The sequence below is a fragment of the Streptacidiphilus melanogenes genome (assembly GCF_000787835.1).
Classification (GTDB): Bacteria; Actinomycetota; Actinomycetes; order Streptomycetales; family Streptomycetaceae; genus Streptacidiphilus; species Streptacidiphilus melanogenes.
In genome coordinates, this window is record NZ_BBPP01000006.1 from 90086 (window position 1) to 101435 (window position 11350).

Here is an 11350-nt window from a genome sequence, read left to right on the forward strand (position 1 = left end):
AGCGGGCCGGTGACGCGGTTGTCGCCGAGGTCGAGGGCTACCCTCGACCTCGGCCGACCGCGCCCTGACGAGCAGAGCCCCGGAGGATCCAAGATGAGCCTGACCGACATTCCGCTGAAGACCCTGGGCGGCGAGCCCACCAGCCTCGCCGACTACGCGGGCCAGGCGGTGCTGCTGGTCAACGTCGCGTCCAAGTGCGGACTGACCCCGCAGTACGCCGGCTTGGAGCGCCTCCAGCAGGCCTATGCCGGGCGCGGCTTCACCGTGCTGGGCGTCCCGTGCAACCAGTTCGCCGGCCAGGAGCCCGGCTCGGCCGAGGAGATCCAGACCTTCTGCTCGACCAGCTACGGCGTCAGCTTCCCGCTGCTGGAGAAGACGGACGTGAACGGCCCGGAGCGGCACCCGCTCTACGCCGAGCTGACCGCCGCCGAGGACGCCGCCGGCGAGGCGGGCGACATCACCTGGAACTTCGAGAAGTTCCTGCTCTCGCCCAAGGGCGAGGTCGTGGGCCGGTTCCGCCCGCGAACCGAGCCGGAGGCGCCTGAGCTGGTCGCCGCGATCGAGGCCCAGCTCTCCGCCTGAGCGACGCGTCGCACGGCCCGCCGCGTAGGGTGATGATCATGACCGACGTCATCTTCCGGCGGGCTACCGCCGCCGACCTGCCCGCCATCGTCGCGATGCTCGCCGCCGACTCGCTCGGCGTGGGCCGGGAGTCGCCGGACGACATGACCCCCTACGAGGAGGCGTTCGCCCGGGTCGAGGCCGACCCGAACCAGCACCAGATCGTGGCGGAGCGCGCGGGCGAGGTGGTCGGCACCCTGCAACTGACGGTGATCCCGGGCCTTTCACGGCGTGGGGCCACCCGCACCGTCATCGAGGCCGTCCGGGTCCGCGCCGACCAGCGCGGCAGCGGGCTGGGCACGGAGCTGATGGAGCACGCGGTCGCGGAGTCGCGCCGCCTCGGCGCCTCGCTGGTCCAGCTGACCAGCGACAACACCCGCACCGACGCGCACCGCTTCTACGAGCGGTTGGGCTTCACCGGCTCACACGTCGGCTTCAAGCTGCCGCTGGGCTGATCTCCGCCGGTCAGGCCTGCTCGGCCGCGGCTTCCTCCTCGTTGCGCTGGACGGTGCCGGCCGTGCCGTCGGCGCGGTGCCACTCGGCGACCAGCTCGTCCTTGCTCCCGAAGCGGACCAGGTGACGGCCGACGACGTCCTCCAGACGGTCGAGGTCGTCGGCAGCGCCCTCGACGACGAGCAGCAGGGCGTCCGGGGTGGCGGTCATGGCGGCGGTGCCGAAGCTGAAGCTGAGCGAGCCCTGCCCTGTCTCCTCGTCCCAGTGGGTCTCGATCTTGCGACCGAAGTGCGAGGCGAGCTGCTTGGCATAGCGGTTCGGGCGGTCGGTGGCGACGCGCGCATGAGAGCGGGCCATGGAAACCTCCAAGAGACGGCAGCCACGGCGGACCCCTGGCTGCTTAGGCGAGCCTAAGGCATAATGAGCTTGGCTCTCTAATTATTTCCCTCGCCGGTCCTGACCGACTCTGTCGATATCCTGGCCTCCCCCTACGCAGGAGCCCTTCCGTGACCGCCGCAGCCCCGTCCGCCACCGCGCCCGAGCCGATCCCCACCGAGGTCGAGCTCGCCGACGCGCTGATGCGCGCGAGCAAGCGCATGCGGAAGGCCACTTTCCACCGGCTGGCCCCCCACGGGCTGACGCCCTCCCAGGGCCGCGCGCTGGACACCCTGGCCTGGAGCGGCGGACGCGGCATCCGCCTCAACCAGCTCGCGGATCGGCTGCGCATCGCCCCGCGCTCGGCCACCACGGTCGTCGACGCCCTGGAGGCAGCCGGGCTGGTCACCCGCTCTCCCGACCCGGACGACCGCCGCGCCACACTGCTCCATCTGACGGAGCAGGGCGAGGCGGCCGTGGCCCGGATCGCGGCGGTCCGCCGCGAGGTCGCGGCCGAGTACTTCGGCCCGGTCAGCTCGGCCGAACGGGTGACGCTGCTGCGTCTGCTGCACGTGGCGGAAGAGGCGTACGAGCAGGCACACCCCCACCACGGCCCGCACGGCCACCCCCATGCACCCCACCCGCACGCACCCGGCCCCGCTCAGGGTGGTCAGCCCTCGGCGCAGGACTGATCACCGACCGCCCGAGCCGCGGGCGGGTCACGGACGCGATCGCGATCCCGGAGATCACCAGCGCGGCCGCCGCTCCGGAGAGCGGGCTGAGCGCCTCCCCCCGGAGCAGCCACGCCGAGGACATCCCGAAGACCGGCACCAGCAACGAGAACGGTGCCACCACGGACGCGTCGTGACGCCGCAACAGGTACCCCCAGAGCCCGAAGCCGACCAGGGTCGCACCCCACGCCACGTACAGGAGCGAGCCCACGGCACTCGGACTGAAGGTGGTCAGCGCCCGCAGATCCGCCCGGGGACCCTCGGTGAGAAGCGACAGCACCGCCAGCGGCAGCGGCGGCACCACGCTGACCCAGACCATCCAGCGCAGCGCGTCCGGCGGCGCGGCCTTCCGGGTGATGATGTTGGAGAACCCGAACGCCGCCGCCGCTCCCACCACCAGGGCGAACGCGCCCAGGGGCGCGGCACCCCCGCGTGACGCCTGGTCCAGCGCCGCGACGACCATGCCGACCACGGCGACCCCGAGCCCCAGCAGTCGGCGTGCACCGATCCGCTCGCGCAGCAGTGCCGAGGCGAAGACCGCCGTGAAGATCGCCTGCCCCTGCTGGACCAGCGAGCTGAGCCCCGCCGGCATGCCTGCCTTCATCCCCTCGAAGAGCAGCCCGAACTGAAGTGCGCCCAGCACCAGCCCGCCGGCCAGGACGTAGCGCCAGGGCACCCCCGGCCGTCCGACCAGGAAGACGGCGGGCACCGCCGCGACAAGAAAGCGCAGAGCGGTGAAGAGCAGCGGCGGATAGTGGCTCAGCCCGGCGTCGATGGCGACGAAGTTGACGCCCCAGACGGCGGCGACGAGGACGGCGAGTCCGAAGTGGCGACCTGTCATGATCCGAGGATCACCCCTGGCATCCATGCAGCACCAGCAAACAGTTCTTCAGCGAATCGTTCATGGATGCTGAATGATTGAGCTTGGACTCGGGCCTGTCCGACAGACCGTCAGTTCACTCGCTTGCCGACAATGGTGGCAAGCATCCCCTTCCTGGCAAATCATGCGGTACATGACGCTTCGTTCGTTGGCGGCCGCCGGTGCGATGCTCGCCGTGCTGCTGACCGCGCCCCAGACCCAGGTCTCCGCCGCCGGAGCGACCGACTCCACGGCGTTCGGCGGGGCCTCCCGCGTCGGTGCGATCTTCGGCTCCTCCGCCGCCCACCCCGACCACCACTTCTGCACCGGCGCCGTGGTCGACAGTCCCACCCGCGACATCGTGGTGACGGCGGCCCACTGCGTCATCGCCCCCGGCACCGGTCGCGCCCGTGGCGGCCTCACCTTCGTCCCCGGCTACCACGACCGACGACGCCCCTTCGGCACCTGGTCGGTGGCCACGGTCGTCGCCGACAGCGGCTGGACCGCCCGCGGGAACCAGAACTCCGACGTGGCGTTCCTGATCCTGCGTCCGGACGCGGCCGGACGGAGGATCCAGGACGTGGCAGGCGCGGAGGCCCTCGCCTTCAACCCGCGCCCCGGCACCCGCGCCGTCGCCATCGGCTACCCCAGCCGCACCGACCGGCCGGTCCACTGCTCGTCCCGCCTGCGGCGCTTCAACGCCCACCAGCTCGAGTTCGACTGCCCCGGCCTGCCCGGCGGCACGAGCGGCGGCCCGTTCCTGGTCGGCGTAGCCGCCGACGCCCGCACCCGCGGCGCGGTCGCGGGTGTCATCGGCGGCTACGAGGGGGGCGGCGCCACGGCCAACGTCTCGTACTCGGCGTACTTCGGCCCCTCGATCGCGGCGGTCTACCGGGCCGCGGTGGCACGCGGCTGACGTCCGGCCCTGACCGGCTGACATCCGGATGTTGTTCGGGTCGGTCGCGGGCGCGCCCGCGCGGCGAGGCTCCGCAGGCCCCTGGACGGTGCGACCGCAGGTCATAAGCTGCCTGCATGATGGATCTGGGACGACTCCGCGCCCTTCACGCCGTGGCCGTGCACGGCTCCGTGGGGCGCGCGGCCGCGGCCTTGGGGTACACCCCGTCTGCCGTCTCCCAGCAGATCAGCAAGCTGGAGCGGGAGACACGGACCCCGCTGCTGGAGAAGCGCGGCCGCGGCGTCGTGCTGACCGACGCCGCGCAGGAGCTCGTGCGGACCGCCGGAACCGTGCTGGCGCTGGTGGACCAAGCCGAGGTGGACCTGGAGGCACGCCGCGGGCAGGTGACCGGACGGCTCTTCGTCGCGGCCTTCGCCACCGCGGCCCGCGGCCTGCTGCCCGCGGTCCTGGCCGACCTGACCGCCCGCTACCCGGAGCTGGAGCTGCGGGTCCTGGAGAGCGACCCGTATCTCATGGCCGAACTCGTCGCCCGCGGCGAGATCGACCTCGCGGTGGTCCAGGACTGGCCCAACACCCCCCTCGCCACGCCCGAGGGGGTCGCCCGCCGCCACCTGGGCGTGGACGTCGTCGACGCCGTCCTGCCCGTCGACCATCCGCTCGCCGCGCGCGAGGTGCTCAGCGTCGGCGACCTCCTCGGGCAGACCTGGGTGAACACCCCGGCCGGCACCATCTGCCACGACTGGCTGATCCGCACCCTCAGGGAGGCCGGCGAGGAGCCCGACACACGCTTCCAGGCCACCGAGTTCGACACGCAGATCGCGCTGATCGCGGCCGGGCTCTGCCTCGGCCTGGTGCCGCGCCTGGGCCGTGCGCCCCTGCCGCACGGGGTCGTCGCCCGACCGATCATGCCGGAGCCGACGCGTCGGGTCTCGGTGCTGTGGCGGCAGCACGCCTCACGCCGTCCGGCGATCATCGCGGCGCTGGACACGCTGCGCCGGCACTGGCCGGAGCGCACGGCGGCCCCCGAACCGACGCTGATCGCGCAGCGCGGCTGAGCCGGTCGCACGGGTCGGGGTCAGCTGTTGGCGAGGCCGATGACCAGCCACATGAAGCCCGCTCCGGCCACCGTGCACAGCAACGTCGACCGTGACGGGTGGGGGCTGTGGGCCTCGGGCAGGATGTCCGAGGTCGCCAGGTACATCAGGAAGCCGCCGAAGAAGCCCAGGTAGAGGCCGACGACATGCTCGGGGATGGTGAAGGCGAGGGTGACCGCCGCACCGACGACCGGGGCGATCGCGTCCAGAGTCAGCAGGATGACCGCCCGCCGCAGGTCGTTGCCGTAGAGCCGGGTGATGGTGAAGGTGTTGTAGCCGTCGGCGAAGTCGTGGGCCAGCACGGCGACCGCCACCACCGCGCCGAAGCTGTTCCCGACCTGGAAGGAGGCTCCGATCGCGAAGCCGTCCATCAGACTGTGCACGCAGAGGCCGGACGCGGCCGCGAGGCCGAGCTTCTGGCTCCGCCCGTCCGGGCCGACAGCCGCCATGACACCGTGGGCGTGTGCGTGGCCGTGATCCTGGGCTTGGGGGGCCTGGGCTTGGGGGGCCTGGGACCGGCTCTGGGCTTGGGCTTGGCCTTGGCCGTGCGCGGGGCCGTGGACGTGCGGAAGTCCGGCGTGCTCGTGGGCCGCGTACTCCGCTTCGTGCGCCCGGTGGATCGCCACCGAGCGCTCGGCTATGTGCAACACCAGGAAGCCGAGCACGAACATCAGCAGCGCTTCGGGCACGCCCCACAGATGCCGGCCCGCCGCCTGGACCGCCTCGGGCAGCAGGTCGAAGGAGACGACGCCGAGCATCAGCCCGGCAGCCAGTCCCAGGAGCAGGTGTCGGCGGTCGCCGAACCTGCCGGCGACGAGCCCGCCGAGGAGGGTCATCACGAAGGCCCCTGCGGCCACCAGTACCGGCATCGGCCCTCCCGAGGACGGGGACGGGCGCGGGGCGGGACGACGTGCGAGGGCGGCGGCGCCCTGCCCAGTCGCCGCCGCCCTGCTTGCGGGCCCACCCTCGGCGCCCTCGGCACCATCCTCACTGACGGCCCGTCCACCCGCGCGCCGATTACCCCACACGAGCGACCGGCCACCGGGCCGCCTCCGCGCTCCCGTCCCGACCGCCTCAGGCCGTATCAAACCTCGTCAGCCCTCGTCAGCCTCGGAGTACACCTGCCACAGTGAGGGCGCTCCCTGTGCGGCCCAGTCGCGGCCGACCGCGGCCACGTCCAGCTCGCGTCCGCTCGCCAACCGGACGAACGGACGCCCGTCCCGCAGCAGCTCCCAGCTCGCGCCGGCGACGGACGCGACGATCACCGAGCCCAGGTAGAGCCCCGCGTCGTGCCCCAGCTCGGCCGCCTCCTGCGGATCGTCGCGCCAGCGCGGCGGCAACTGGTCCAGCGCCGAGAGGGACTCGGGGGCGTCGTCCAACTCCACCCCCATGTCCGCCGCGCGGCCACGCAGGAGGGCGCACTCACCGAGCACCTCCGCGAGGCCCGCCGGATCTCCCACTCCTCCCGGATACCGCTCGGCCCGCGCCTCGGCGTCGTCCCGGCGCGGCCGCCAGCGATCCATGAAGGGGAAGCTCATGCCTCAAGGGTGACACCGCGGCGGCGCCCAGCCCCTGAAGGGCACGGGGAAGTTGCCCGGCCCACCCGCGACACCGCCGGTCCGGAGCCCGGCTCGCCTCACAGCCTGCTCCACCGCGCCATGGACAGCTGCCCGAACACGGCCGCAGTCCGGCCGAGGCCAAGCGCGTTGCAGCGCCGAGCGGAGCGGCCCCGGCGCGGAGCGGTGCGGTCTGGGCGCGACGCTGATGCGCGTGGCTGCCCTCAGCCGCCGAGTTCCGCGCCGAGGTGCTCGCGGATCAGCGCGCGGAGCTCGCCGCCGTCGATGAGCCGCAGGCTCGCGTGTTCGGCGGCGGCCAGGACCGCCTGCGGATGGAAGCTGCCGGTCGTGGCCCAGATGCCCGCCTCCGCCTGCTCCTCCTCCATCACCTCGGCGACGTTGCGGACCGCCTCCTCGCCGACCACCGTGGGGCGTCGCGCGAGGCAGACGACGTGGGGGTGGTCGGCGAAGCCCACGCCGTCGCCGTGGGCTATCGCGAGCAGGCCGTCGCGGCCGACGAGCCGGGCGTCCCAGTCCGGCAGGCCCATCGCGGCGAACAACTCCGCCGCGAGGCCGGCGAACTCGCCGGGGGAGAGCTCCTCCGGAAGGGGCGCGGTCGGGCTGCTGACGCCGAAGGGGACGACGGGCGCGGGGGCGTAGGGGTCGACGGTGATCCGGCAGGGCAGCTCCCGGAGCCGGGCCGGCGCATCCGCGTGCTCGGTGGGGAGCAGGGTTCGCGCGTACAGGTCGTGGCGGCGCGCGTCGACGCTGAGCAGCGTCGTCTCCCCGGCCTCGGCGGTGACGACCCGTCCGTTCAGCACGACGCCGTCCAGGTGCGACTCGGTGTCGGCCGCGACGACGGCGTCCAGCGCGCGCAGGGCCAGGCGGGCGACCAGGAGCAGGTACCGCTCCACGCACTCCTCGCGCGGACGCGGCACCGGCTCGATGCCGCCCTCGGCGTCGTCCGACGAGACGCGGAAGGCCAGCGCGGGCGGGACGACGCCGACTCCGGGCAGGACCAGGTCGATCACGGCGGTCCTGGTGAGCGGCCGGTAGCCGACGCGGGCGGGGACCTCCAGGCCGGGGAGGCGTCCGGCGGCGGCGAGGGCGCGTTCCATCACCGACTCGACCGCGGCCGGCTCGCCGTCCTCGTAGGCGTGCCGGTACTCGACCAGGCGCTCGTTGTAGGCGCGCACCGCGTCGGCGCGCTCGCGCTCCTCGCGCTCGTAGGCGAGCCGGACCTCCTCGGCCCGGTCGCGCAGCGTTCGCTCCTGCTCGCGGTACTCACGCAGGGCGCGCTGGTGGGCGAGCCGGGCGGAGGCGAGGTTCTGCTGGTAGGCGGGGTCGAGCAGCGGCTGCCCGGAGCGGCCGACGGGCAGCTGGCCCGCGTCGGGCTCGAAGTCCGCCCAGCGCGGGGGTTCGGAGACGGCGGTCGGCGGCAGCGGGCGCGGCGTGTAATCGCGGCGCAGCGCCTCGAAGTCCACGGCGGGCGAGGGGTCGGCCGCGAGGTCCAGCAGTTCGTCGAGACGCTGCTCGGCGGCCTCCGCCACCTCGGTGTACTGCTGGGCCAGCACCGCCCGCCGACGCCCCGTCACTTCGCCGTCCCCTCCACCGCGCCGCCCACGCCACAAGGGACCAAGCATCTCATCGGCAAGTCTGTCCATGTCCCCGATATGCCACACCGCGCGAGCCCACGGGCCGTCAGCGGGTGCTCCTCCCACCGTCTCCACGGTCACTCGTCGGGACGGTACATCGCCAGCATGACGTGCACCGGCACTCCGTCCGGGTCGTCGGGCTCCGCGTTGAGCTCGTCCATGAGCTGCCGCAACCGTGCCCGATAGGCCTCGGCGCGGTCGGCGGCGAGCCGGAAGTCGGCGATCATCACCATGGGCCGGCGCCGCTCGTCGGCGTCGTCGAGACGGACGCGCCCGGAGCGCAGCGCCCCGGCCAGCTCCCGCTCGAAAGAGGTCAGCGCCGAGTTGACGAGTTCGAGCGCGGCGTCGCGTTCGTCGCTCGCACCGGCGGCCGTGGAGGCGAGGAATCCCCGGCTCAGCTGGATCCGGCGCTGTGCGGCGGTGTAGCGCTGTTCCACGATCCCGGAGACGACCCGCGTCTCGGCCACGAGGATCAGCCCGGCCTCCTCCAGGTGCTTGAGGTGGCGGTACAGCTTGGTCTGCGGCTCCTTCAGCTCGCGGGCGAGCTCCTTGGCCGTCCAGGACCGGTCGCCGGGGGCCCCGCTCATCGCCTGGAGGATGCTGAGCCGGAGCGGGTCGGAGAGCGCTTTGAGCGTCTCCACGTCCTCCACGATGCGCACGTCCCGAACGTCGTCCATGCCTCCATCTTGCCAGGCGCTCACCGATGCGACACCATTCACGCCATAGTGAACGTAAGCGAACGCGAGAACGTTCACGCCAGTCGACGGATCGGGGAGGGCCTGTCATGACCGCAAGCACCATCGACGGCGACAACCGGGAGGAGACCGGGGCACCGGCGCCTCAGCAGTCCGCACTGCCCCCGCAGCCCCTGCAGCCCCCGCTGCGCCGCAACTGGCGCTTCCAGCTGCTGTGGATCGGCTCCGCCTCCGCGCTGACCGGGGTCACCGCCGCCGACGTCGCCTATCCCCTGGTCATCCTGGCGCTCACCGGTTCCCCGGCCTGGGCCGGGCTGTTCGGCGTGATCCAGGCCGCCGCCACGGTGCTGTGCGGCCTGCCCGCGGGCGTCCTGCTCGACCGCTGCGACCGCCGTCGCGTGCTCGTCGCCGCCGAGACGCTGCGCGTCGCGGCCACCGGCTCCGTCTTCCTGGTCGGCCTGCTCGGCACGCTGACGCTGCCTCACCTCCTCCTGGTCGCCGCCGCGCTCGGCGCGGCACAGCCGCTCGGTGGTGCGGCGCGCATGCTGCTCGTCCGCGCCGTCGTCGCCCCCGAACAGCTGACCGCCGCGCTGACCCAGGACGAACTTCGCGTCAGTCTCGCCGAGCTGGCCGGTCCGCCGCTGGGCGGCTTCCTCTACGGCCTCGGCCGCGCGGTGCCGTTCGTCTTCAGTGCGTTCGGCTTCGCCGTGTCCCTGCTCTGCGCCCTGATCGTGCGTCCGCAGCAACCGACGGCCACCGACCCGGGCGCCTCGTTGCGCACCGTCTTCGACGGCGTCCGCGCCCTGTGGCGGACACCGACCCTGCGCCTGGCGCTGCTGCTGGTCACCGCGTTGAACGCGTGCGGCGCTCCGCTCAGCCTCGCCGTCATCTACCGGCTCCGCGAGCAGCACACGCCCGCCTGGGCCATCGGCGCGGCGCTCGCCGGCTCAGCCGTCGGCGGCCTGGCCGGCGCCGCGCTGGTCGGTGTCCTGCACCGGAGGTTCCGTCCCGGCACGCTGCTGATCGGCATCGTCGGCCTGGAAGCCCCGGTCTTCGCCGCGCTCGGGGTCGTGCGCGGCCCGTGGGCGACGGGCGCACTGCTGCTCGCGGGCATGCTCGGCATCCCCGCCCTCAGCGTGCTGCTCGATGTCCTGATCTTCCGCCAGGTCCCCGACGCCCAGCGGGGTCGGACCATCACCGCGACGATGACCGTGGTCGGCCTCGGCATCCCGCTCGGCAGCGGCGCCGTCGGCCTGCTGCTCCAGTTCCTCGGCGGCACCGGCTGCCTGCTCCTGCTCGGGGCCGTGCTCTTCCTGGCCGCCCTGCGTGCTGCGGCCGTGCCGGAGCTGCGGCGCGCGGTCTGGCCGTCGCCCGCCGCATGACGGCCCCTCGGAGCGATGCGAGGGGCCGGCGCGGCCTATCGATCGAGGTCCGTGGGTAGGTCACCTGCGACGGACGGCTGTCGGAACGGGTGGCTGGATGATCGGCGATCTCTGGGTGCTGGTGACCTTGCTGGAGAACCCGGCCCGCAAAGGGGCCGAGGTCGATGAACCACGCCTGCTCGCGCTGACCGAGGCGGACACCGCCGACGCCGATCGCGTGGACGGCCTGATCCCGGTCGACCGGGTCGAATGGGACGCCTGGCGGACCGCAGCCGCCGACTACCAGGCCGCCGTAGCGGACGCCGCCCGATTGCTGGCCCTCGCGGAGCGACGCGCAGAGCGGGCCGCGGGCCGCCTGCTCCCGGGCGTCCGCCGCCGCGCCGCCCGTGCGGCCGAGAGCGCCTTCGAGGCGGCCGTCGCCGACTACGCCGGTGCGGTGCGCACGGCCACGACCGGCTACTGGCCGATCCACTGCGAGATCCGCCGCCGCCTCGATTCCCAGGCCGCCGCCCGCCGTTGGGTCGAGATCCGTTCCCGTTTCGCCGGGCGGGGCGCGGAACCCGTCTGGGGCTGGTCGCTGCGCGAGCTCGACGACGAGGAGGCCGCCGGGTCGGTGGAGCTGACGGTGTTCCGGTGGGACGGCGAACCGCCTACCGGTCCTGCCGACTTCGTCTCACCCGACCGCTTCGCCGCCCAGGACCTCGACCGTGAACTGCTGCGCCTCCGCGCCGAATGGACCGTCCGCCGCATCGTCTGGGACGAACCGGCTCGCCTCCGCGTCGAGCAGGAGAACGGCGGAGTCCCGTTCGCGCTGTGGTGGCGCGCGGTGACGGCCCGCGTCGACGCATCGGAGAAGGTGGTCCCGCCCCGTTCCGGCGACAGCGCGTTCGCCGCGCCGCCCGCCGAACCGGGCCGACGTCGCATCGAGGTCCTGCAACTGCCGGAGTGAGGCGGCGCCGACGCTCCTCACGGGGCAGCGCCCGTCTCGCGCCGACACGTCGGCCGGGAGACGG

General features: G+C 73.5%; 12 protein-coding genes and 1 pseudogene. 7 read left to right on the forward strand and 6 right to left on the reverse strand.

The window, feature by feature from the left end; genetic code table 11:
• The first annotated feature begins 93 nt into the window (after positions 1-93).
• Positions 94-582, forward strand: coding sequence for a glutathione peroxidase (locus TR49_RS09130; RefSeq protein ID WP_042379283.1), 489 nt, complete (start codon positions 94-96; stop codon positions 580-582).
• 38 nt (positions 583-620) lie between these two features.
• Entirely contained in the window at positions 621-1076 is a 456-nt protein-coding gene (locus TR49_RS09135) for a GNAT family N-acetyltransferase (RefSeq protein WP_042379531.1), read from the forward strand.
• Between the two features lie 10 nt (positions 1077-1086).
• Here the strand turns inward: TR49_RS09135 and TR49_RS09140 are convergent, their stop codons facing one another.
• A complete protein-coding gene (locus tag TR49_RS09140) occupies positions 1087-1431 on the reverse strand; it encodes a DUF2218 domain-containing protein (RefSeq protein ID WP_042379284.1) in 345 nt (114 codons plus the stop codon).
• Positions 1432-1670: 239 nt separating this feature from the next.
• On the opposite strand from TR49_RS09140, the pseudogene TR49_RS45400 reads away from it, so the two are divergent.
• Positions 1671-1877: pseudogene (locus TR49_RS45400) on the forward strand (MarR family winged helix-turn-helix transcriptional regulator); the annotation flags it as partial.
• Between the two features lie 103 nt (positions 1878-1980).
• Here TR49_RS45400 and TR49_RS41270 read toward each other — a convergent pair.
• A complete protein-coding gene (locus tag TR49_RS41270; RefSeq protein WP_201776167.1) occupies positions 1981-3021 on the reverse strand; it encodes an EamA family transporter in 1041 nt (346 codons plus the stop codon).
• Positions 3022-3193: 172 nt separating this feature from the next.
• Here TR49_RS41270 and TR49_RS09155 point away from each other — a divergent pair, with 172 nt between their 5' ends.
• Positions 3194-3955: a trypsin-like serine peptidase gene (locus TR49_RS09155; protein WP_042379536.1), complete on the forward strand. Its 762-nt coding sequence runs from the start codon at positions 3194-3196 to the stop codon at positions 3953-3955.
• 116 nt (positions 3956-4071) lie between these two features.
• Positions 4072-5010, forward strand: a complete 939-nt coding sequence (locus tag TR49_RS09160) for a LysR family transcriptional regulator (protein WP_042379288.1) — start codon at positions 4072-4074, stop codon at positions 5008-5010.
• 20 nt (positions 5011-5030) lie between these two features.
• Here TR49_RS09160 and TR49_RS09165 read toward each other — a convergent pair whose 3' ends face one another.
• From TR49_RS09165 to TR49_RS09180, 4 genes are all read right to left on the reverse strand, one after another.
• The gene (locus tag TR49_RS09165) at positions 5031-5918 is read right to left on the reverse strand and encodes a ZIP family metal transporter (RefSeq protein WP_042379289.1); all 888 of its coding nucleotides are present in this window, start codon (positions 5916-5918) and stop codon (positions 5031-5033) included.
• A gap of 225 nt (positions 5919-6143) precedes the next feature.
• On the reverse strand, positions 6144-6587 hold the full coding sequence (locus TR49_RS09170; RefSeq protein ID WP_042379291.1) for a DUF6278 family protein: 444 nt from the start codon (positions 6585-6587) through the stop codon (positions 6144-6146).
• Between the two features lie 242 nt (positions 6588-6829).
• Positions 6830-8200, reverse strand: a complete 1371-nt coding sequence (locus TR49_RS09175; protein ID WP_152627146.1) for a restriction endonuclease — start codon at positions 8198-8200, stop codon at positions 6830-6832.
• Positions 8201-8337: 137 nt separating this feature from the next.
• Positions 8338-8937, reverse strand: coding sequence for a winged helix-turn-helix domain-containing protein (locus TR49_RS09180; protein WP_042379296.1), 600 nt, complete (start codon positions 8935-8937; stop codon positions 8338-8340).
• A 107-nt stretch (positions 8938-9044) separates the two neighbouring features.
• Between TR49_RS09180 and TR49_RS09185 the strand changes: the two genes are divergently transcribed.
• Both TR49_RS09185 and TR49_RS09190 read left to right on the forward strand, forming a co-directional pair.
• Entirely contained in the window at positions 9045-10337 is a 1293-nt protein-coding gene (locus TR49_RS09185; protein WP_052434136.1) for an MFS transporter, read from the forward strand.
• Between the two features lie 97 nt (positions 10338-10434).
• Positions 10435-11286 (forward strand): hypothetical protein, encoded by an 852-nt coding sequence (locus TR49_RS09190; protein WP_042379297.1) that lies wholly within the window; start codon positions 10435-10437, stop codon positions 11284-11286.
• The last annotated feature ends 64 nt before the right edge of the window (positions 11287-11350 follow it).